This is a genomic window from Sporosarcina beigongshangi (assembly GCF_033485195.1).
Lineage (GTDB): Bacteria > Bacillota > Bacilli > Bacillales_A > Planococcaceae > Sporosarcina > Sporosarcina beigongshangi.
In genome coordinates, this window is sequence record NZ_JAWLIR010000039.1 from 25,958 (window position 1) to 47,045 (window position 21,088).

Here is a 21,088-nt window from a genome sequence, read left to right on the forward strand (position 1 = left end):
TTTTGTGGAAAGTGAGGCATCATGTTATGAAGGCAACGGGAATCGTCCGCAGAATCGACGATCTAGGAAGGATAGTTATTCCGAAGGAAATTAGGAGGACACTCCGAATTCGTGAAGGAGATCCGCTCGAAATTTTCACTGATCGAGATGGCGAAGTGATTTTGAAGAAATATTCCCCGATATCGGAACTGGGAGAGTTTGCGAAAGAGTACGCGGAAACGCTGTATGAAACGCTCGGCACACCTACGCTGATTAGCGATAGGGATGAAATGATTGCTGTCTCAGGTTTATCGAAAAAGGATTATTTAAATCGCCAGCTATCTCCAGACATCGAGGAAATCCTAGCAGGTCGTAAAATCGTCACTGAAAAACTTGAAAAGGCGGTGGAATGGATACCGGGACAAGTTGAGCAGGTCAAATCCTATTGCATCGCACCCATCGTAGCAGGCGGCGACACAATTGGGGCCGTTTACTTGTTATCGAAGGTCCATTTCATCGGCGAGCCAGAACAAAAAGCCGCAGAAACAGCTGCACATTTTTTATCGAAACAGATGGAGCAATAAGAATAGCCCACACGGACCGAGAGTTTGCGGTTTTTGTGGGCTGTTTTTTAATGGATAGAAGTGGTGGTAAAGGTTCTCTTTAAATTTGCTTCGGTACTTAGGGGATGCGCTTGCATAATTTACTTGCGAAAAGAATTCACCATAAACATGGGGAGAAAAGAAAAAGTGAATCCTGATAGAAGTGGTTGAATCAAAGATTCAATGAAATCTCTTTTTCATAGAAACGACTTTTACAGTAACCCCATCCGGTTTATAGACAACTTCCTCATCACAAATCTCATATCCTATGGATTGATATAATGCAATATTCTTAGGTACAGACATACGAACTTTGCATTGGATCAGTGACTTATCTTGTTCAAGTGCATACACTTCTAATGCTTTCAGTATTTCCTTTGCAATGCCTTGACCTTGTTTTTCTGGAATAACGGATAATCTATAAAAATAAATACAGTCCTCTTGTACTTGGAATCGGACCATGGCCACAGGTTGATTAGCCATATAGCCAATCAATACTTGCTCGTCATCCTCCAAAGCTGTTGCTATTGACTGGATGGTCTCCTCTAAAGCACTGGAAGGCGGAGTTTCATTTTTGTAGACTATAAATGCTTGCATCATTAAATCATGAATGATGGCGGCATCGGATGTTGTTGCGAATTTTATTTCCACGGCAATCACTCTCCTTTGAATAAATATACACAATAAATAATGTTTACTCAATGAGGTGAATAAAAAACCAACCCACATAAACCAAACTATCGGTTTACATGGGTTAGTTTCTCACGCGATCAATCCATCCTTCATCGTAATTACCCGATCCGCATACGACAACATTTCCTCGTCATGTGTCACCATCAATGTCGTGATATTCAGTGTCTTCGTTAACTCTCGAATTAATTCCATAACGTCTTTTGATCTTTTTGAATCCAGACTCGCAGTCGGTTCATCCGCAAATAACATTTTCGGTTTGTGAATAATCGCGCGGGCAATGGCGACGCGTTGCTTTTCTCCGCCAGATAGGGAAGCAGGGTAGGCATCTTTTCGACGATACATATCGACTAATGTCAGTACCTTTTTTATTTCGTCTTTTTGGACGTGTTTATTCATTTTTACTTCCGACACATCAAGCATCAGCAGCAGCTGCTCTTCTACTGTCAAAAAAGGGACGAGGTGAGAGGACTGAAAGACAAACCCAAACTCGCTCGCTCTAATTTTTCGAATTTGCTCCTGGCTCATGCCCGTCATATTTTGTCCTTCAAAAAGTATTTGCCCATCTGATGCCTGCTGCAATCCCGCTGCAATCGTTAGAATGGTACTTTTTCCAGATCCGGATGCGCCGACTAATGCGGTGATTTCGCCTTTTTGCAAAGCAAGGTTAATGCCTTTTAATACTTGTTCTTCAACTTCGCCGTTAGTAAATGTTTTGGTTACTTCATCAATTGTGAAAATGGTCATCTTATACCTCTCCTTGTTGGATGGCTTGTAGTGGTTCTACTTTTTTAATTTGCATACCAGAAAGTGTTGCACCTATGAATCCAATACCTAAGAATAGGATGGACAATTGAACCGTTGTGGCAAGGGTTAAGCTGAAGGGCATTCCTTCAGGGGCAATAAATGCAAAGCCTTGGCTGAATGCAACAGACAGTCCGAGTGCAATAACGGTGATGACAATCATTTGGTACCACATCATGCCAAATAATCGGCTCGTTTTCACACCGAGTGCTTTTAAGATGCCGTATAAACCGATTTTCTGGACGTTCATCATATAGAAGAATATCGCGAACAACATGCCGCTAATGGCGACTAAAAACCAAATAATCATATTGAGTGACAGTTGTTCTGCACTGTAGCTTGGAATAGTGTTGAGAAATTCTTTATTTGAAAAGGCTTGTAAGGACGCAATGTCCTGTGCTTTGTCCTGTCCTGGGACGAACACTAATTGCATTTCAAGGACACGGTAAATTTCTTGATAGTTGATCATACTGATGAAAGCGACAGGTGCATGGCTATATTTTTGTTGATCGACAAATCCTGTTACTTTGAATTCTCCACTAAACTGATTGTTCGTTAAGACATCTCCGACCTTAATGCCATTCGCTTCTAATGAACGATCTAGAATGATCTCTCCTGGTGCAACTGCCGGAAACAATTCTGAATCAGTTGATGTGACGAAAGCTACGCTACTTTGTTTGTCATCCTTATCGTTGATAAAGCCCATTTGAATTGACAAAGCGGTTGCTGCTGGGTGTTCTTTTAAGAGAGTAGCCTGCCTATTTTCATCTATTCTTGAAAGATTGTATGTTTCATTGGCGTCGGCATTCATGTAAAACTGTCCGTCCGGCAAATCTTTTATTAACGCTGCATTATCTTGTGATAGTCCGTTAGATAAGCCGGATATGATAAATGTTAAAAAGCTAACGAGAAAAATGATGGAGCCCAAAATCGTAAACTTTACTTTGTTCTTGCTAATTTCTTTCCATGCAATATTCATTTTTTTACGCCTCCGTTTGTTGTGAATAACTAGAGTATAGGGGAGTTAGATGAACGGAGAATGAACACAATATTACAGTTTTGGCGCAACAAAAAAGAACTGATTGTTAACAGCAAATCAGTTCCAGGGTATTAATGTTTATTAGGCGGTGCATAGTCCTTGATACTTATTCAGAAGTTGGTCCAGCTCTTGACTACAAGTAACAACAATTGGATGGGTAAAGCCAAAAAGACTAGCCTTGGCATACATATCTTGTTGTTTTAACTTGATTTGTCTTGCAAGAATGTGTTTTCTAGGAATTTTTTTGACCACAATTATCCCTCCATTAATTTTTTTTATGATAGTATCTTTAATTTAACTGGTTATATTAGGATGTACCCCAGACTTTACCAAACTAAACTTATTTTGATTAAATAAAATAAAAAAGAGCTGCAACTAGGCAACTCTTTTCCATAGAATAGTTTTCAGCAGTTCATACCTGGTTTTTTGTACCCCAAACCTTTCTTGGTAAATAGCTATCTATATCGCTGGAATCCATTCATGAATGAGACTAATGGTATACTGATTTCATTACATATAGAAAGAGGGTCGGGCATGTCTTCTGTGGATTGGAATATGAAAACGTTCATGAAAGGTGCGTCGATCTTGACGATATCGGCGATAGTTGTGAAGTTGCTTGGTGCGGTGTATCGGGTGCCGTTTCAAAATCTAGTTGGGGATAAAGGGTTTTACATTTACCAACAGGTGTATCCGTTTATCGGAATTTTTATTGTTTGGACGTCGTATGGTTTTGCGGTTGCGGTGTCGAAATTGTTGGCAGGCAGTGCGAGTCGTGGTGAGGCGAAGGCTATGATGCGAGTGGCGTTTAGCTATTTACTCGTGTTGTCACTAACATTTTTTGTGGTGTTGACGGTCTTTTCCCCGTTTTTTGCACGGGCTATGGGAGATCCAGAGCTTGTGACCTTATTGCGTGCGGGTGCTTATATTGTGTTAGTTATGCCGGCGCTTGCGGTGTTGAAGGGGTCGTTTCAATCAGAAGGTCGGATGGTGCCTGTTGCAGTGTCGGGAGTTGGTGAGCAAGCATTTCGTGTCGTAGTCATTTTGGTTGGGACATGGATTGCCGTACGTACGGGCGCTTCGCTATACGTAGCTGGCGAGGTGGCGATGTGGGGTGCGGTTGTTGGAGAAACTGCGGGCGTTGTTATTTTGGCACTCTATTTTCGAAATACATTTAAAGGACCTTTGGAAAAGGTGGATACATGGGGCGTCGTTAAAGAATTGACGGTGGTCAGTTTGAGTGTCAGCGCCAGTTCACTCATCCTTCTATTGTTTCAGCTCGTCGATTCATTTACTGTTTACAATATTTTGCTGACAAATGGTTTTGCGCAGGATGCAGCAATGGAGATGAAAGGTGTCTATGACCGCGGGCAGCCACTTGTGCAAATGGGGATTCTCATTGCTTCAACGCTGGCTTTGGCAATTGTGCCGCTCATTGCACATCACTCAACGAAAAGGGCAGGGCAGGGGGCTTTGCCTTTCATCCGCCTAACGTTTCGGACGGCATTTTTGTTTGGCTGGGCAGCAGCCGCAGGACTGGCGCTCGTGTTGCCCTATGTCAATGAAATGCTATTTGAAACACGCGCTGGATCTGTTGCCCTTATTATTTTTTCGCTGCAAATTTTTTGGCTGTCATTGATTTTACCGCTTACCGCTATTTTGCAAGGAGCAGGAAAAGTGAAAATCCCGACGTTGTTGCTGATGGCTGGACTTGTTGTAAAAATGATTGCCAATCAATTGCTTGTTCCTCTATGGGACGTCAAGGGGGCGTCGATTGCGGGTAATATCGGTTTCGCAGTCATTACGCTAGGACTCATACTGTATTTTAAAAAGGTCCATCCCATCCAGCTTGCGCCTCGCAGGTTTTACGGTTGGGTCATGGCTGCAACCGCGCTGATGGTTGCAGTAGTGCTACCGTGGATGGTCGTAGCGGACGGCTTTTTATTTGACGGATTATCAAGCCGGATGGGGGCGACGGTTATTGCATTGACGGCAGTTACACTAGGAGCGTCCGTTTTCCTGCTCGTTATTATGAAATCGCGTATAATGGCAGAGAAGGAATGGTATCTCTTGCCGTTCGGCAAACGTTTAGCTACATTACAATTACGACTGAATCAAAGAAAAGGTGACTAATATGCATTCAATAACAATTATCGGTCTCGGTGCTGGGGATTTAGACCAACTCGCCCTCGGGACCTATCGACAACTAAAAGCGGCAACAACTATCGTTGCGCGGACAGACCAACACCCAGCAATTGTTGAATTAAGAGCTGAGGGCGTGGAGTTGACAAGCTTCGATGCGATTTATGAAAAACATGATGCATTCGAGTCGGTTTACGAAGAAATCGTCGCGGAACTATTGGTTATGTGTGCCGAACAACCAGTCACATATGTCGTGCCAGGGCATCCGCTAGTGGCAGAACGAACGGTGCAATTATTAGTAGAAAAAGAGCAAGCGGGCATTGTCGAACTGAATATTGCCGGGGGAAATAGTTTTCTAGACCCGATTTTTGCGGCGCTACGCATTGATCCAATCGAGGGTTTTCAATTGCTCGACGGCACAGATATGAAACGCGATGATGTGCAAATGACGCAGCATGTCCTCATTGGACAAGTGTATGATGCATTTGTGGCATCGGAAGTGAAGTTATCATTGATGGAGAAATATGCATACGATCATCCTGTGACGATTGTAACAGCGGCAGGCTCTACAGGTGAAAAGCTAAGTACAGTTCCGTTATTCGAGCTGGATCATGTAACGACCATCGATAACTTGACGACAGTGTACGTTCCGCCAGTGCTCGAACGGGAAGGTCGATTGAAGGATTGGTCAACATTCCGTGAAATCATCGCTGCATTACGCGCACCTGATGGCTGTCCATGGGATCGTGAACAGACACATGCTTCGTTGAAAAGATATTTAATCGAGGAAGCGCATGAACTGCTGGAAGCCATTGAGCAACAGGATGATGATGCAGTCATTGAAGAGCTCGGTGACGTCTTGCTACAAGTATTTTTACATGCTCAAATTGGCGAGGACGATGGTTATTTTGCAATGGAAGACATACTTGAGTCTGTTGGTGCGAAAATGATTCGCCGTCATCCGCATGTTTTCGGGGATAAAAGCGTAGAGAACTCCGAAGAGGTGTTGTCAAATTGGCAGGACATTAAAAAAAGCGAGAAGCCACAGGTGGAATCGCTGTTGGATGGGCAAGATCGGTATTCATCTGCTCTGTTAACGTCCTTTAATTATCAAAAAGAGGCGGCGAAGGTGGGATTTGATTGGCCGACGATTGATGGTGCTTTGGATAAGTTTGCAGAGGAATGGCAGGAATTCCATGCAGAAGTGAAGAATGGTACAAAAGAAAGCCAAACAGACGAACTCGGTGACGTGCTGTTCACCATCGTCAATATCTCACGGTTTCTCAAGCTGTCTCCGGAAGAAGCGATGGTCCACGCCAACCACAAGTTCCGTTCACGGTTTTCATTCGTCGAAACAAGTGTCAAAGAAGGCCGGGGAGAATTTGCCGACTACACACTCGACGAACTCGAAGCGTTTTGGCAATTAGCGAAAGGTAGGGAACAACAATGAGACTCGATAAATTTTTAAAAGTATCCCGTCTAATCAAACGACGGACATTAGCAAAGCAAGTAGCCGACCAAGGTCGGATTACAATCAACGGCAAAGTGGCAAAAGCATCATCCGTCGTCAAAGAAAGCGATGAATTAGCCATCCGTTTCGGTCAAAAAATCGTCACGGTAAAAATCAATTTATTGAAAGAATCAACGAAAAAAGAAGACGCAGCTTCGATGTACACGATTTTGAAAGAAGAGAAGCTGGAAAAAGTGGAACCTGAATTTGTGGATGATGAGGATTGAGATTATAAAATGAGTGCTACGTGAATAGCTGTTTTGGATTGAACGGATTCTATATGATTACGAAGATATCTTGATGTGTGGGGATGCGATTTTATAGCGTCCCCACACATTTTTTTCGGTAATATTTTGGTGTTTGTTCATTTTCGAGGTGTGTGAGGAAATGGAAAACAGCGTAGTGAAGTGATTGTTTAAAATGGTGCACAGAAGCAACAGGGATTACAAAAGGTGTTTTCCGCGTGACTGTGGGGGTACGTAGCTTCTGACTCCCGGTGTTATGTCTACTAGAGGTGCATGCAACATATAAATCCGTTCAGCGTCGAATGAATTGTCGAACTAATGCGGCAGTTAAGTTTAATAGGAATGTTGCGCAAATTCTCTAAGGCAATGAACGTTTATTTATTAGAGAGGCGGGATAGTATGAGTTCTTTGGAAAAACGATATAACTTTTGGTCTCTTTATTTAATACTTGTTTGTTTAAGAGCGGCATTCTATTCGTTATATTCCAATATTAACAACACTTGGTTAATTTCACCGCCAAATTACATTCTCTTTATAATTAGTGTACTAGCCTTTATTTTAGGAATTAAAGGTCTTAAAGATAAGAGAAACTGGCGGATAAAAACAAGAAGTTGGTTAACGATAACCTTGTCGTCGATGTTATCTATCGCACTTTTTTTAGCGCTATCGTTTACATTCTTTTTTTCATCATTTGGAGCAAATGAACATATAAAGAGGGTGAGTTCTCCAGACAATAGCTTAATCATAGATTTCCATCGTTGGGACGCAGGAGCAGCGGGAACATTTGTGATAAGAGGAGAATTGAATGGACCACTTTGGTTTAAAAAGAGAATTTATTATGAAAAAAGAACTGAAAACATAAATGTTGAATGGAAAAGCAATAATAAAGTTTCGATTAACAATCATGTTTTGAAATTAAACGAAGGCGAAACTTTTGGATATTAATGTTTGTTAGCAACAATCTACTTAAATTAAGGGTGTGCTTTACTTGAAGAAAAACAGATTTGTAGCATTGACTGGAACCATATGCATATAAAAGGAGGAAACGACAAGTTGAAACTAATTTGTAAAGTCTGTAATTTAGAAATTACAGAACCATTATCGGAATTAAAAGACCTGAATTTGATAAATAAAAAAGACGGTCATGATTATTAAAATGTACCCTTTGTAAAGGACATTTTAAAAAAAGTCCTTGTATAAGCTGAACTAAAGAATCTAACCAGCTGCTGATTTCCGTTCCGAGCGTACGCTTTCCGCGGGCACGGCCTCAGCCTCCTCGTCACTGCGTTCCTGCGGGGTCTTCGGCTCGCGCTGTTCCCGCTGGAGTCGCCGCTCTCCACTTCAATCAGCTGAAGTGAGTAAGAATCATACATTCAACATATTTAGGAAACTTGAAGAAGATGGTGTCTGTATTCTACAGTCGTCATCTTCTTTAAATTCCACTGACCTCGATAATGATTGTAGTAGGTCATATAACTCTTTATCTCTCGTTTTACATCTTCCAAAGCTTCACATGATTTCATATCTATTTCATCTTTAAAATGACCAAAGAATGATTCTTGGGGAGCGTTATCCCAACAGTTCCCACGACGTGACATTGACTGGCCTAAACCCATTTTCTTCACAAGCTTTTGGAAGTGGGGGCTAGTATAATGAACACCTTGATCTGAGTGGATGGATGAATGCACCAGCAGCTAGCTTTCTACCATTCTTCTTTAATTTCTTTATTGTATTTAGGGCGATATCTAGCGTTATTTTATCGGATGTTTCATAGGCTAGAATTTCATTGGTTTCCGCATCTTTGATGGTGGATAGATAGGCACGTTTTCCTTTCCCATAACTTAAATAGGTAATGTCCGTCAATAATACTTTTCCGGCAATCCCTTGCTTAAACTTGCGATTTAAAAGGTTTGGTAGTGTACGATGTTCCTTTGTTGCTTTTGCCATCCTACGATAAGGATTCGCTTTTCGAATCGGACATACGATATCAAATTTTTTCATAATACGATGAATTCGTTTTAAATTATATGTAATTTGATACTGGCGTTCTAATGTCATTTTTATCTGGCGAGCCCCCTTGGGACGACGTCGAAAATGAATGGCCTTTAAAATGATGGCTTTGACTGCTTCATCAGCTTGATGATTTGTTTGTCGTTTTTCCACTTCCTCATCTGAAAAATATCGATAATATCCCGAACGGGATACCCCTACTAATTGACAAAGGTAGCGTACCATTCGTTTTAAATCATGCTTTTCGATGACGGTGTGTATCAATTGGAATTGTCGTTCCTCTGTTAGTTTTACTTTTTCTTCCCCAACATCCTTTCTGCTAGTTCTATCTTTCTTAGTAGTTCATTTTCCGCACGCAGAAGGGCATTTTGCGCTTCTAATCTGGCATACTTTTCATCTAAACTTAATTCACGCTTCAAAGGACGTCCTGAATGATATTTACGTGTATCTTCTAGCCCAGATAGACCATTTTCTTTATAGGCTGCACGCCAGCGTTTCAAAGCTGATTTTGCTCGTTGAATCCCCACGATATCAATATCGACCCCCGCATCTTCAAAGATTCTCCGTGAACTTTTTCCTTCTTCAAATTCTTTAATAGCCATAGCTTTAAATTCATCTATATATGTAATTCCCCTTTCACTAACAGCCTTTACATAGGAATTTCTCCTCAGCATTTTTTGTTCTTAATCATTAAATAATTTCTTTGATATAAGTTCTGCTCCGCTCTATCTATATATGTTGGATTTATGTTTTTCTTGTAAACTCCAGCGAAGGCGCCTTACTGGGGTAGCCGAAGCAATAAGACTGACAGTGATCTTCTGTCTGGCTTATTGCGGGAGGCAACCCCAAGCGACAAGCGTTGTTGGTGGAATTCTTTATGTCAACATATAATCGTTGTTATTCCCATTATAAATAAAAGTACCCCATAAGAGAGACTTTTTTTAAGTGTCTATCTCATAGGGTACATTTTCTCAAGTGAGTGCGTTTTTTTCTTTTATTGTAATTAACTTTTTGCGTTTGAATCCGTCAAAGGCTCAATATTAAACTGATAATCAATCTTAATGTCCATCTTCTCGAAAAGTTCAATCCATTTTTTTTCATCCATTGGTTTTGAGAATGGTTTTAATGTATGAATGCCTAGCTGTAATGGATCCACATTCAATTCTTGCATCTTTTTTACTAGTTCTTGTGTTTGTTTTTCAAGATTGGATTGGATATCTTTTTTTAAATCTTCTAAATCCTTCGGGTCAAATAATTGCTTTTCTCCCCGGTATTCTTCAATTCTTGAGTCTATATTCACTGTATAGGTCATTGTAGACAAGCTTTTATTGATATCCACTTTCGTTTTAGACCTAACATGACCTAGAACAACTTCTAATTCTGGGATCGGTAAAACTGCTAAGTAGTGATCGTTGTGTAACAGCTGGAAGATACGATCATCAAAAGTTGTTATTATTTCAACTAGTTTATCATTTTGAAACAGGGCTGTACCTTCATAGCTGATAGCGTCATTTTCTATTTTGAATACAGGTAAGAAAGGATCTGAATAAGGAGTATATAACAAATTTTTAAATTCATGTAGATTAACGACACTTAATTCTCCCTGATTTTTTTCCTCATAGTGCTTCAGCATTCGGTAAAAAGAGTAATCAAGATTGTCTTGTTCGTCCAATTGATTTTCCAAATATTCTTCAAAATTTCCTTTTACGATAACTAAATAGATTCTCAAAGAAATATCCGGATCAGTCAATAACACATTAATAATGGACATAATCCCCTCGTTTCTTCCGAGGTCTTCATTAATTATCAGCATTCGCATTTGCCCAGTTTTTGTTTCCTGGTAGAAGTTTATATTAAAATTCCTTAATCCCTCCTTTATTAAGCTTACTTCTTCCGTCATTACACTCTTTTTTTCTTTGCTTAGAGAAGGCAAAATCGTACTGATTTTTATTTTACCTTCATCCCCTTTACTAAGTGATAAAAATGTGACTGGAGCAAGCTCTTCAATAATGTTATTTTCAGTAAAAGGGGCACATCCAGTTAACCATAATGCCATAAATATGATTGACAATTTTTTAGCCATCTTCTTTCGTAGTCTCATGTTTATTAACCCCCTTTATCTTCATCACTACGATAATAGTAATTGGAACCACTAAGTAACTTAAGCTTCCTGCTAAAATTTGAAGATTAAGTAAAATAACCTGCTTTTCATCTGATTTCCAAATCCATTCATTCACAAGAATCATTCCAATTAAAATAATGAATACACTGAATAAAAAGCCTACTCGACTGGGTGGTCTCTCCATTTTCCCATTAGCTATTTTAGATGCTCCATAAAACAACAGTAGAAAAATTGAAACCGCAAAGACGATGTTAAATAATGTCAAAGAAAGCATGACCATATCAATACGTTCAATTACTGGATTTTGAAAATAACGGGCCATAGTGACAATTGGAAATTGACTTTTGCTTAAATAATTGGAACCGAAATAGAATAAGGACGCCATATATAAGGATACATACTCTATAACGGTTAGAGCATTGCCATAAGACAAATAGCGAAATGTCTTATTATTTGTTTTAAACCACGGTCCCAAAAATACCAGAAATTCAGGCCCTGAAAATGAAGATAAAATTAAAAATATTCCTTTCCAGGAATCCCTACTTAATTCCATTGGAATAATCGGATACAAATCACTGAGTTGAGCTATTGGAGGAAAGAAGAAAAAAGCAAAGAATAAGAACATCCAAAATGTACATAAAAATGAAATCACGACAAAACGTATAGTTTTTTCAACGCCCTTCCATGCTACATACAAACAAGACAACAGAATAAAAAAGATAAGCCAATTTGAATCTGTAGCTGGAAACATAAATATTTGAACCATTTCCGAGAATCCTAACATAATCACGAAAAGTTTAAGCAGGATAAAGAACAACCCGATGAATGAAAGGAGACGTACAAGTTTTTTTCCGAATAATTGGACAAACCCGTTGTATCCTTCGCTAGAAAACCGGGTTAAAAACCATTTGGATAAAAGAAGAATGTTTAGTTGAGACAATATGCCGACCGCTATAATCACCCAAATCATATATGAATGGATCAAAAACCTTGGCATAATCAAAAAAAAGTAAAGCATTTGGAGGCGATTTACCATCAACATGACATAGAACCCATTATAGGTTTCATTCTTATTAAATAATTGAAGGGCTTCCATCAGTTCATCTCCTAGTTTGATATCTCTTCATCTTCAGCGGTTTAAGATGTTCTGGACGCTCCTTCATTTTGACTAAAGGCCCTCGAATGAATAGGTCAAGCCAATCTTTTCCGTAGAAAGGGGCAACAGGGGATAAATATGGCTGCTTGAGTGAAGACAAGCCATTAAGGTGGGCTAAAACGATAATCATTGCCAGAACAATCCCTACTATCCCAAGAAACGAAGAAAATACAAGAAAAATGAATTGAATCAATGAATTCGCCTTTGTCACAAGGTAATTAGGAAAAAGAAAGGATCCGATAGTTGAAATCCCTACCATGACAATTAACACCTTACTTGCCAAACCAGCCTCAACTGCTGCTTGACCAATTACAATGCCCCCAATAACCCCAAGCGTTTGACCAGTCTTTGTTGGCATCCTTAAACTTGCTTCTTTTATAATTTCAATAAAAATCAACATGATAAATGCTTCCCAAAAAGGAGTAAACGGAAGCTTGCTCCTTGACTCCACCAAGATGAAAAGTGTTTGTAAAGGAATCATTTGATAGTGATGAGTTGTTAAAGCCACGTAGAATGGGACCAATGTGATAGACAGAATAAAACTTACATATCGGATGATGCGCAAAAAACTGGCAACTACCCATCGATTAATATAATCCTCTGGTGATTGGAACAAATGAAAAATAGTAATTGGGGCAACGAGAGCAAAAGGTGTATTGTCTACCAGAATCGTAATTTTTCCTAATCCCAGAGAATAAGCAACAACATCAGGTCGGTCAGTTTGCTGAAACTGAGGAAAAATACTATCTTGATGTTCCTCCATGAATTCCGCTACTTGAGAAGAATCAGAGAAGAGATCATAATTAATTTCCGAAATCTTCTTTTTGGCGGTTGAAACAAATTCTGGATTGGTCAGCCCTTCTATGTACAATAAAACCACATTTGTCTCACTTAAAGAACCAACGGTGAACTTCTCTGTTTTCAGATCAGGTGTTGGAAGACGTCTACGAATGAGCGTAATATTTTGTTCTAGCTGTTCACTAAAACTGTCTTTTGCTCCTAAAAGGATGGTTTCAGTATCGGATGGTTCAATTGCACGTCCAAGTGGATTTTCTAAAGGGATAGCGAACCAAAGGTTTGACGAAGAGTCAAATAACAAGACAGATCCTTTAAACAGCTGCTTTTTTGCCTCTTTAAAAGTGGAAATGGAGTTTATTGTTGAGTGAACAATGCATTCCTGAATGGATTGTTTGGAACAGTTATATAAAGGTTTTACAATGCTTTCATTTAATCTTTCTTGGTCAATCAGGGTTCTTACGTAGATAAGATCAACATTTTGATTTTCAGAAATGTTGATTTCCACAAATTCCGCATCATCCATTTGAACGAGGGCTTTTTTTAGAGCCTCTACTGATAATTCTGATTCTGCGTTTGATTGAGAAACAGGCTTATTTTCATTTGATTGTTTTTTCCAAAACATGTACATCCCTCACCTCTAAATGTAAAAAAGCATTTTTGGAAGAACGGTAAAATTCCATATTAATTCCATTGTTAGCTTTTTAAGTTTAAAATATACGAAACTAAATTAATAAGATGCAGAGGCACACCCTTACCTTCTTAACAGGAGGGATTATATGTTAAAAAGGATATTGATTATTAATGGAATACTTATAGTGGGAATAGCATCATTTAGCATGTTAAATAAGCATTCAGAAGTTGATACTCCCGTTGCGAATAAGGATGAACCAGAACCTTTATCTACTAAAGAACAAGAATTACAATTTTCTGCATTGAATACGGTAACTGAAAAAAATATGAGAAATATAGGGATTTGGAGTTTACAGTAAGTTCGAACTTGGAGATAGAATTGAAGGTAAAAGTTAAAGAGAATAAAGAATATTTTAATTCAGTAAAAAAGGATGTTGAGTCCATTGCAAAAAATGTAATTAAATCCGTTGTTGACATAGATATAAGCACGTATTCGGAAATATAAATACTGAGTATCAAAAAACCATTATCATTCAAACATCAATAAAAGGTTCAGATAAAGATGCACATAGTTAGCAATGGAAATTGTAGAGACAGTGAATGAAATCCTACATTCTAACACGCGTGTTGATTATCTAGTTTCTACCAATAAATAACTACAAAAAAGAGAGACCCTCTTGTACAATGTAAGTTACCACACCAACATTGACGAAACGAGGAATCTCTCATGAACAAGAATACCACGTCCCACACACTGATTCAAAAATTTCTTTCAGAAGCAGAGCTACAGGCTATTTTAACGGAGTTTAACTATACAGATACAGCCCGAAAATGCACGGTTTCTACAGTCATTTCATATTTGATTAGTGCTGCAACAAATGAATGGAAGAGCCTCCGTCACGCAGCCGATGTGGGTCCAAGTATAGGACTTATTTCTGTGGATCATTCATCACTGTCAAAGCATATGAAAACGTTAGATTACGCGATTATGAAACGTATTTTCGAAGTCATTGTTTGCGGCTATGATTGCCTATGTTTTACTGAAATTTATTCATGTACAAGGAAGTAAGGTAAAGCACATAAAACCCTTATCATTTGCAGGTTTTACACGCATGTTTCTTTGTGATGAGCTGCCAATTGAGTGGCGTATTAGTTTGAATGAAACCATAGATTTTCAATGGAGGATAAATCAATTGAACACTGTATAATTTTGGTTAATCAACACGCGTGATAAATTTACATAGTTTCCGATTGTGTGTGGATCACGATTGGCCGACTAGACACTGGACGAACTCGAAGCGTTTTGGCAATTAGCAAAGCAAGTGTGCATATAGACCTGTTTACGGTCACAGAACACACATATATCGAAAAGGATTTCATGAAAGTCCTCTTCGATCCAAACAATAAATTAGAGAAATTCAAACAAAACCAGAATCTGAAATTATCCGATAATGAGTTTCAGGATGCTGTCGACGATGTTGCATGGTTCCTTTTTCAATATAAGAAATCGTCTGCTCGGGGCAATGATATTTGGTTAGTAAGTATGCTCCACCATGTCATGACGCATTTATCAAGAGTGTTACTTCACAGGTACAATCCGGACAGGGCACAATTGGGAATGAAAACAATTGAGACATCACTTCCAGAAGGCGTCGTCCGTGTCATTAATCAGGTCTTTAAGAATATGACACCCCAAAAACATAAACATGCAGCTCAGCTTATATGTGAACTGTTGTCCAATGAAACTGAATGGGTTTTATCTTGCGTTGCAGACCCAGTTAAAATTAAACCATTGTGGGAACGAATGGTCTCTTCCTTCTGCTAAAACAAAACTACCCCTATTAATTGGATTTTTTTTAGATGAAGATGTTCAATCATAGCCCTGAAAGCGTCATGGTAAGATACCTTGATATTATCCAGGATGACATGGATGTAGCACATTTATTGTTACGATGTTGATTTTCGGTTTTGAGAGAGGGGCTGGTAGCATTTGTAAAGCTGCAATTTTGGTTGCTGAAGCCTTCCCTATCTACTAGTGTTTCCATTTGTGATTTTAAAAAAGTAAAGAAGGAATACATCGTACAAAGTGCCAGAGTCCCCGAAATTACATCTTCGGGGACTTACACTCTTTATAGAAAGCCCTCTATTCTTTATTTTCCAATCTCTTCTCTCGGGTATATTAAACAAGTAAAAAGTTCATCAATCGATATGAACTTAACCAACATGACAGAGAAATTCTCCTGTCATGTTTTTTTAGTCCTTAGCATAAGATGACTGTGAACATACAAGCGAAGGGGGAAGCATCATATGCAATTCCAGACGGACAGTCCTACGTACACAATCCCATCAGGTGATCATGTTGTGACAATGCGCAACAGAAAGAGGATGGATCTCACATCAGTAAAATCAATCGATCGCTTCGATCAAGAAGAATTTTTGATTCGGACATCGCAAGGATTGCTGCAAATACGCGGAGAGGAACTGCGCATCGTCCATCTCGATGTCGATAAAGGACTTCTCACATTGGAAGGCACGGTTGCCACCATCCAATATGACGAAGAAGAAGCAGGTTCGCGGAACTTCCTCCATAAATTGTTTGGATGAGTCTATCCGTTCAGTTTCTTAGTCTACTTGCAATGATTGGGACAGGTATTGTTGCCGGGGCATTCATGGATATGATTGGGACTGGAACTGCGCATGCCGGAAAGAAGTCATTCATTAGAAGGCGTGCGGTATGGTTTGAGGTCATTGGCTGGTTTGTTGTCGGATGCGGGACATTTTATGTCCTTTTTCTTGTTCGGGACGGGGCATGGCGAATGTATGACCCGTTTGCGCAGATTAGTGGACTGCTATTGTATGCTAGTTTATTTTATAAGCCATGCCGTTTGCTCGGGAGAATCATCTTGATGATTTTCATCAAACCGTTATGGTTCATTATTCGGTTGGTTATGTCGATTATCCAGCAAGTCTTTCGTATGATAATTAAGATTGTCGTGTTTCTTTTCACCCCATTCGTGAAGCTATTCCGCATCATTTCGAGAAACCTCTTTAATAAGAGGAAGAAATGATATATAATCGATAGACTAACGATGGTGATGTGATGAGAGGACGTGCGGGACTTGGAACAAAAGCAGCAGAGAAAATCGCCGGCAACGGTTGCAACGATTCAAACTGAATATGTCCGTTCCCTGCAACAGAAAGAAAATCGAAAAAATGCAAGGAAAGTAAGGTTATATCGCAGGTTGACGGTGTTTGCCATTATCGTAGCTGTTACCTTTGGCGGTTTAATACAAATGCAAATCAAACAAAAGCAGGTTTTGGCGGTAAAGGAGCAGCAGCGGAAGGATGTGCTTGCGCAGCTTGAAGTCGTACAAGAAGAACAAGAAATGTTGAAAAGGCAGCTTGTTAAATTGGATGACGATAATTATATTGCAAAGCTTGCGCGGAAAGAATACTTTTTGTCTGAAAATAATGAGATTATTTTCTCCGTGCCAGAAAATAAGAAGAAAAACGATAAAAAAGACGACGGAAAAGAGTAGTCTTATTGACACTCTTTTTTTGTTGGCTATAATAAGAGTAGGGATTCTGTATTTTTTACTTGAATCAGCAGAAATCCCCTGCTGATTCACGTTAAGCCTCCGGCGGATGTCAGGGATTTTTAGGGGAGTTAATTGTGCGAGCACAATTAAAAATCCCGACGCAATTACACCGAGGCGTAATTGACAGAATCATTAATACGGTTGCAAGGCTCCTAAAAGGAGCCCGCTTAAATTCTAAGGAGGAGCATTTTTTTTATGTCAATTGAAGTAGGCAGCAAGTTACAGGGGAAAATAACAGGAATCACAAACTTCGGAGCATTTGTTGAGCTACCGACGGGTGCGACAGGTCTTGTCCATATTAGTGAAGTGGCAGACAACTATGTCAAAGACATTAACGAACATTTAAAAGTAGGCGACATGGTTGAAGTGAAAGTGATGAATGTAGGAACAGACGGTAAAATTGGGTTATCGATTCGTAAAGCGAAGCCTGAGTCTGAGCAACGTCCAGAACGTCCGCAACGCCCTCAACGTCCTCGCCAAGGTGGTCGTCCTAGCCCGGTGGATCGTCCAGAGAATTTTGAAACGAAAATGGCAAAGTTCATGAAGGATAGTGAAGAACGCCTCTCGACTTTGAAGAGAGCGACAGAATCGAAACGCGGTGGCCGCGGCGCAAGAAGAGGGTAACTTGCTAGCTGTTTCAATTCAATAAAAAATATATGTCATATACAAAAGCGACAGACAATGGGGAAATCCCGATGTCTGTCGCTTTTTTAGATATGAAGCCGATGTCTAGCTCCAACAAGCACTATGCTTACTTCAGTATGGCGGCAGAGGGGATCGAACCCCCGACCTTACGGGTATGAACCGTACGCTCTAGCCAGCTGAGCTACGCCGCCGTGATTGTATCTTCTTCCAGAACAACAATATTTATATTACATGCGAACTATCATAGTGTCAAGCTATCGTAGGAAAAAAGAAAAATAGTTCGTAACGAGTCGAAACATTTTGTTTTGTAGTCGTCACGAACAGACAATTTCCCGCCGTTTCCCTATGTATACTGGGAGCATAGTAGACATAGGGGGAATGGGAAATGAAATTGATAGACAGCGTGACACGTCCGGTAGGTCAGCCAATTCGTATGTATATCGGAATGTTTAAGAAGCACAAAATTGACATGCTCGTTGCAACCTTATTTTTGTTTGGCACCTTTTTCTTGTCGCAAGCTGTGTTATTTGACGCAGCGGTGCCCTTTTTCCTTCCTGTCTGGGCTCTAGCACGAGCACGCTTTAAAAAATACCTCGTGTGGGTTTTTGTTGGAGGGATGGTAGGGAGTGCTTTTTTAGGTGTAGGACAGGCAGTTATTCAGCTACTGTTACTTGCCCTTTTCAATACAGTTGTCAGATACCCGTTCTTCCGAAAATCAGTGCCATTAACCGTAGCTGGCTGTATCATCCTAGTGCAAGTATCATGGCAATTTGTCATGTATGTAGGGCAGCCGCCTATCAACATCCAATTATCTATCGGTTTTGAGGCAATACTAGCATTAATCATGACTTTTTTTCTATTTATCGCATTTCCGCCCGTGGATCGAATCTTTTTTGGCAAGTGGACGCCGGAACGCCTCGCCGCTGCTTGTCTAGTTGGGGCGATGGCGACTACGGGGATGAGTGGACTTATGCTGGGCTATGTATCAGTGGCTGGAACACTTATTCATCTCACGATTTTGCTTTCTGCGTTAATAGGGGGGCTACCATTTGCAACAACGATTGCGATGATTATCGCCGCGATTATTGGAGTAGCAGAGTTATCATTTACCGGTATGATGGCTGTATATGGGATGACAGGCTTTGTCGCAGGTACGCTCAGTCGTTTTGGAAAAATTGGGATTGTAATAGGGGGAGCGTCTGTATCGCTCTTTTTCCTTCTATATGATTTGACATTGCCGTTAGATAGCTCGCATTTTGTCACAATCGGTATTGCGACGCTTCTCTTTTTATTGATTCCATCGCAAAAGCTAGGGGCTATTCGCAGTGTCTTCTATCCAGAAAAACAGGAGTCCACAGAAAAACGTCAAAAATGGTTGGCGGAACGTTTGGATGAACAATTGGTGGATTTCCAGCAGTTCTCCGAATTCATGTCAACGCTTGTTGGCGGACGATTTTCCTCCAGGGGGAATCAGGAAGAACCGATTCCCCAAGTAATCCCTAAAACGTGTGCGTCTTGTTTTCGTTATGCAAAATGCTGGGAATCGGCGGATGAAGATATGGCCAGGCTATTGTATGAATGGGAATCGACGTACTCTCCGACAAAAAAAGCCTCGCGTCATCGCGTTGAAGATAAGATAAAGTATAAATGTATTCGGTTTAACGGACTTGTAACAGAATTGGAGGAGCAGGCGACAACTCGTCTATTGACAGGCCAGCTTCAGCATGGTCGAAAAATGCTAGCGCTTCAATTGCGGGATATGAGCACGCATTTGGATAAGATTATGAATGAAGTGAAAGAGGATTTATCTGTGTACAAGCCTGCGGAAGATGAGCTTGCCAAGCGACTTCAAGAGAAAAACATTGAGTATTTTCAAATAGATATTTTATCGGGGGAACGAGGAGCACGTCGTATTGTTTGTTGCATCCCAGAAAAAAGGTCGGATTTTGAAACGGATACGACTGTGGCGGAACGACTTATTTTACCTGTTCTTGAAGAAATGTACGACGAGCCGTTTCAAGTCGCAAAGTCGATTGTGCAGCAGCAACCATTCCCGCATATTCAACTAACATTTGGTTCAGCCGTCCGCTTCGCACTCGATTACGGAATTGTCGCGACAGCGGGGAGTGAGTCGTTTCAAGCGGGAGATGCCTATGAGGTGTTTCCGATTCATGACGGACTTACGGCCGTTTTGCTGTCGGATGGCATGGGTCAGGATTTGAACGCTTATCGGGAGAGTCGTAAGGTAATCCGGTTAATGCGAGAATGCTTGGACCGTAAAATGGATCCAGAAACGGCGATGCATACGCTACATTATATGATGTCATTGAATGGATTGGATGATATGTATGCAACGCTTGACTTGGCGTTGATTGATTTGCAGGATGGTCGGCTTTGGTCGTGGAAGGCGGGTTCTATGAGCACGTATATTAAGCGCGGAGATGACTTTTTAAGATTGGATAGCGAGTCTGTCCCTGTCGGATTTCTCCCGTCCTTTTCTGTTGAAGCGAAAAATGAACAATTGAAGGCGGGGGATATTATTTTAATGATGACGGATGGAATGTTTAATGGGGAGGTAGCACTTGAGAAGCAAGAGAGAATTTTGTATGGCACGCTCGACAAATACGAAGAGTTCGATTGTGATAAAATCGCGGATCGCATTGTCAGTGAAATGGAGCGTAAGTTTGGAGTGGTGGCAGATGATCGAACAGTATTAGTGATGAAGATTGACCATGTCCTTCCGAAGTGGTCCAGCTTCACGCCTTACTCACAAATTATTTCTTGAAAAGTAATACGATAGGCATACCCTTGCTTCGCATAACTTGAAGTGAGGGTATTCTAAGGGTAAAATTTAACTTGAATCAGCAAATACATTTGTTGATTCAAGTTAAGCCTCCGGCGGATGTCAGGGATTTTTGGGGGAGTTAATTGTGCTATGCACAATTCAAAATCCCGACGCAATTACGCCGAGGCGTAATTGATGAAATGTAATAAATGAGGTGCTTATGCAATGGATACATTTAAACAGTCGATTTTTCAATTTATCAAAGAGTGGGCACTGATTGAGCCTGGAAGTCGTGTTCTTGTCGCGTGTTCAGGTGGTGTCGATTCGGTTGCGCT

20 protein-coding genes, 1 tRNA gene and 1 pseudogene are annotated in these 21,088 nt (G+C 40.3%); 13 read left to right on the plus strand and 9 right to left on the minus strand.

Features of this window, described 5'->3' with window-relative positions:
• Positions 1-26 precede the first annotated feature (26 nt).
• Entirely contained in the window at positions 27-563 is a 537-nt protein-coding gene (gene spoVT / locus R2B77_RS15130; RefSeq protein WP_203248963.1) for a stage V sporulation protein T, read from the plus strand.
• Positions 564-761: 198 nt separating this feature from the next.
• Here spoVT and R2B77_RS15135 read toward each other — a convergent pair whose 3' ends face one another.
• From R2B77_RS15135 to R2B77_RS15150, 4 genes are all read right to left on the minus strand, one after another.
• Positions 762-1,232 carry a GNAT family N-acetyltransferase gene (locus tag R2B77_RS15135; protein WP_203248964.1) on the minus strand — a complete coding sequence of 157 codons (471 nt, stop codon included), beginning with the start codon at positions 1,230-1,232 and terminating at the stop codon, positions 762-764.
• Between the two features lie 111 nt (positions 1,233-1,343).
• Positions 1,344-2,018, minus strand: a complete 675-nt coding sequence (locus R2B77_RS15140; protein ID WP_203248965.1) for an ABC transporter ATP-binding protein — start codon at positions 2,016-2,018, stop codon at positions 1,344-1,346.
• 1 nt (position 2,019) lies between these two features.
• Positions 2,020-3,054 (minus strand): ABC transporter permease, encoded by a 1,035-nt coding sequence (locus R2B77_RS15145; RefSeq protein ID WP_203248966.1) that lies wholly within the window; start codon positions 3,052-3,054, stop codon positions 2,020-2,022.
• 141 nt (positions 3,055-3,195) lie between these two features.
• The gene (locus R2B77_RS15150) at positions 3,196-3,366 is read right to left on the minus strand and encodes an aspartyl-phosphate phosphatase Spo0E family protein (protein WP_203248967.1); all 171 of its coding nucleotides are present in this window, start codon (positions 3,364-3,366) and stop codon (positions 3,196-3,198) included.
• Positions 3,367-3,648: 282 nt separating this feature from the next.
• Here R2B77_RS15150 and R2B77_RS15155 point away from each other — a divergent pair, with 282 nt between their 5' ends.
• The 4 genes from R2B77_RS15155 (at position 3,649) to R2B77_RS15170 (ending at position 7,953) form a co-directional block, all read left to right on the plus strand.
• Positions 3,649-5,244 carry a putative polysaccharide biosynthesis protein gene (locus R2B77_RS15155; RefSeq protein WP_203248968.1) on the plus strand — a complete coding sequence of 532 codons (1,596 nt, stop codon included), beginning with the start codon at positions 3,649-3,651 and terminating at the stop codon, positions 5,242-5,244.
• A 1-nt stretch (position 5,245) separates the two neighbouring features.
• Positions 5,246-6,703 (plus strand): bifunctional methyltransferase/pyrophosphohydrolase YabN, encoded by a 1,458-nt coding sequence (locus R2B77_RS15160; RefSeq protein ID WP_203248969.1) that lies wholly within the window; start codon positions 5,246-5,248, stop codon positions 6,701-6,703.
• Positions 6,700-6,990, plus strand: coding sequence for an RNA-binding S4 domain-containing protein (locus tag R2B77_RS15165; protein ID WP_203248970.1), 291 nt, complete (start codon positions 6,700-6,702; stop codon positions 6,988-6,990). The genes R2B77_RS15160 and R2B77_RS15165 overlap by 4 nt, the downstream gene beginning before the upstream one ends.
• A gap of 417 nt (positions 6,991-7,407) precedes the next feature.
• Positions 7,408-7,953, plus strand: coding sequence for a DUF5412 family protein (locus R2B77_RS15170; protein WP_203248971.1), 546 nt, complete (start codon positions 7,408-7,410; stop codon positions 7,951-7,953).
• A 437-nt stretch (positions 7,954-8,390) separates the two neighbouring features.
• On the opposite strand, the pseudogene R2B77_RS15175 reads toward R2B77_RS15170, so the two are convergent.
• From R2B77_RS15175 to R2B77_RS15190, 4 genes and pseudogenes are all read right to left on the minus strand, one after another.
• Positions 8,391-9,692 (minus strand): annotated as a pseudogene (locus tag R2B77_RS15175) (IS3 family transposase).
• A gap of 329 nt (positions 9,693-10,021) precedes the next feature.
• On the minus strand, positions 10,022-11,119 hold the full coding sequence (locus R2B77_RS15180; protein WP_203248972.1) for a Ger(x)C family spore germination protein: 1,098 nt from the start codon (positions 11,117-11,119) through the stop codon (positions 10,022-10,024).
• Positions 11,094-12,236 carry a GerAB/ArcD/ProY family transporter gene (locus R2B77_RS15185; protein ID WP_203248973.1) on the minus strand — a complete coding sequence of 381 codons (1,143 nt, stop codon included), beginning with the start codon at positions 12,234-12,236 and terminating at the stop codon, positions 11,094-11,096. The genes R2B77_RS15180 and R2B77_RS15185 overlap by 26 nt, the downstream gene beginning before the upstream one ends.
• A gap of 4 nt (positions 12,237-12,240) precedes the next feature.
• Entirely contained in the window at positions 12,241-13,716 is a 1,476-nt protein-coding gene (locus R2B77_RS15190) for a spore germination protein (RefSeq protein WP_203248974.1), read from the minus strand.
• A 154-nt stretch (positions 13,717-13,870) separates the two neighbouring features.
• Between R2B77_RS15190 and R2B77_RS15195 the strand changes: the two genes are divergently transcribed.
• The 7 genes from R2B77_RS15195 (at position 13,871) to R2B77_RS15225 (ending at position 17,947) form a co-directional block, all read left to right on the plus strand.
• Positions 13,871-14,083: a hypothetical protein gene (locus tag R2B77_RS15195; protein ID WP_203248975.1), complete on the plus strand. Its 213-nt coding sequence runs from the start codon at positions 13,871-13,873 to the stop codon at positions 14,081-14,083.
• Between the two features lie 368 nt (positions 14,084-14,451).
• Positions 14,452-14,793, plus strand: coding sequence for a hypothetical protein (locus tag R2B77_RS15200; RefSeq protein WP_203248976.1), 342 nt, complete (start codon positions 14,452-14,454; stop codon positions 14,791-14,793).
• Positions 14,794-15,027: 234 nt separating this feature from the next.
• Positions 15,028-15,549, plus strand: coding sequence for a hypothetical protein (locus tag R2B77_RS15205; RefSeq protein WP_203248977.1), 522 nt, complete (start codon positions 15,028-15,030; stop codon positions 15,547-15,549).
• A gap of 482 nt (positions 15,550-16,031) precedes the next feature.
• The gene (gene yabP / locus R2B77_RS15210; protein ID WP_203248978.1) at positions 16,032-16,328 is read left to right on the plus strand and encodes a sporulation protein YabP; all 297 of its coding nucleotides are present in this window, start codon (positions 16,032-16,034) and stop codon (positions 16,326-16,328) included.
• Positions 16,325-16,792 carry a spore cortex biosynthesis protein YabQ gene (gene yabQ, locus R2B77_RS15215; RefSeq protein ID WP_203248979.1) on the plus strand — a complete coding sequence of 156 codons (468 nt, stop codon included), beginning with the start codon at positions 16,325-16,327 and terminating at the stop codon, positions 16,790-16,792. Before yabP ends, yabQ begins: the two co-directional genes overlap by 4 nt.
• Before the next feature lie 51 nt (positions 16,793-16,843).
• Positions 16,844-17,263, plus strand: a complete 420-nt coding sequence (locus R2B77_RS15220; protein WP_203248980.1) for a septum formation initiator family protein — start codon at positions 16,844-16,846, stop codon at positions 17,261-17,263.
• Between the two features lie 255 nt (positions 17,264-17,518).
• On the plus strand, positions 17,519-17,947 hold the full coding sequence (locus tag R2B77_RS15225; RefSeq protein WP_203248981.1) for a S1 domain-containing RNA-binding protein: 429 nt from the start codon (positions 17,519-17,521) through the stop codon (positions 17,945-17,947).
• A gap of 138 nt (positions 17,948-18,085) precedes the next feature.
• Here the strand turns inward: R2B77_RS15225 and R2B77_RS15230 are convergent.
• A tRNA-Met gene (locus R2B77_RS15230) sits at positions 18,086-18,159 on the minus strand.
• Positions 18,160-18,353: 194 nt separating this feature from the next.
• Here R2B77_RS15230 and R2B77_RS15235 point away from each other — a divergent pair.
• Entirely contained in the window at positions 18,354-20,753 is a 2,400-nt protein-coding gene (locus tag R2B77_RS15235; RefSeq protein WP_203248982.1) for a SpoIIE family protein phosphatase, read from the plus strand.
• Positions 20,754-21,088: the final 335 nt, after the last annotated feature.

Excerpts from the sequence above, each read along its gene's own strand:
- R2B77_RS15145 (WP_203248966.1), bottom strand. The coding sequence starts at position 3,054 with ATGAATATTGCATGGAAAGAAATTAGCAAGAACAAAGTAAAGTTTACG.
- yabQ (WP_203248979.1), top strand. The coding sequence starts at position 16,325 with ATGAGTCTATCCGTTCAGTTTCTTAGTCTACTTGCAATGATTGGGACA.
- R2B77_RS15155 (WP_203248968.1), top strand. The coding sequence starts at position 3,649 with ATGTCTTCTGTGGATTGGAATATGAAAACGTTCATGAAAGGTGCGTCG.
- yabP (WP_203248978.1), top strand. The coding sequence starts at position 16,032 with ATGCAATTCCAGACGGACAGTCCTACGTACACAATCCCATCAGGTGAT.
- R2B77_RS15165 (WP_203248970.1), top strand. The coding sequence starts at position 6,700 with ATGAGACTCGATAAATTTTTAAAAGTATCCCGTCTAATCAAACGACGG.
- R2B77_RS15195 (WP_203248975.1), top strand. The coding sequence starts at position 13,871 with ATGTTAAAAAGGATATTGATTATTAATGGAATACTTATAGTGGGAATA.
- R2B77_RS15160 (WP_203248969.1), top strand. The coding sequence starts at position 5,246 with ATGCATTCAATAACAATTATCGGTCTCGGTGCTGGGGATTTAGACCAA.
- R2B77_RS15170 (WP_203248971.1), top strand. The coding sequence starts at position 7,408 with ATGAGTTCTTTGGAAAAACGATATAACTTTTGGTCTCTTTATTTAATA.
- R2B77_RS15140 (WP_203248965.1), bottom strand. The coding sequence starts at position 2,018 with ATGACCATTTTCACAATTGATGAAGTAACCAAAACATTTACTAACGGC.
- R2B77_RS15185 (WP_203248973.1), bottom strand. The coding sequence starts at position 12,236 with ATGGAAGCCCTTCAATTATTTAATAAGAATGAAACCTATAATGGGTTC.
- R2B77_RS15235 (WP_203248982.1), top strand. The coding sequence starts at position 18,354 with ATGAAATTGATAGACAGCGTGACACGTCCGGTAGGTCAGCCAATTCGT.
- R2B77_RS15190 (WP_203248974.1), bottom strand. The coding sequence starts at position 13,716 with ATGTTTTGGAAAAAACAATCAAATGAAAATAAGCCTGTTTCTCAATCA.
- R2B77_RS15200 (WP_203248976.1), top strand. The coding sequence starts at position 14,452 with ATGAACAAGAATACCACGTCCCACACACTGATTCAAAAATTTCTTTCA.
- R2B77_RS15180 (WP_203248972.1), bottom strand. The coding sequence starts at position 11,119 with ATGAGACTACGAAAGAAGATGGCTAAAAAATTGTCAATCATATTTATG.
- R2B77_RS15225 (WP_203248981.1), top strand. The coding sequence starts at position 17,519 with ATGTCAATTGAAGTAGGCAGCAAGTTACAGGGGAAAATAACAGGAATC.
- spoVT (WP_203248963.1), top strand. The coding sequence starts at position 27 with ATGAAGGCAACGGGAATCGTCCGCAGAATCGACGATCTAGGAAGGATA.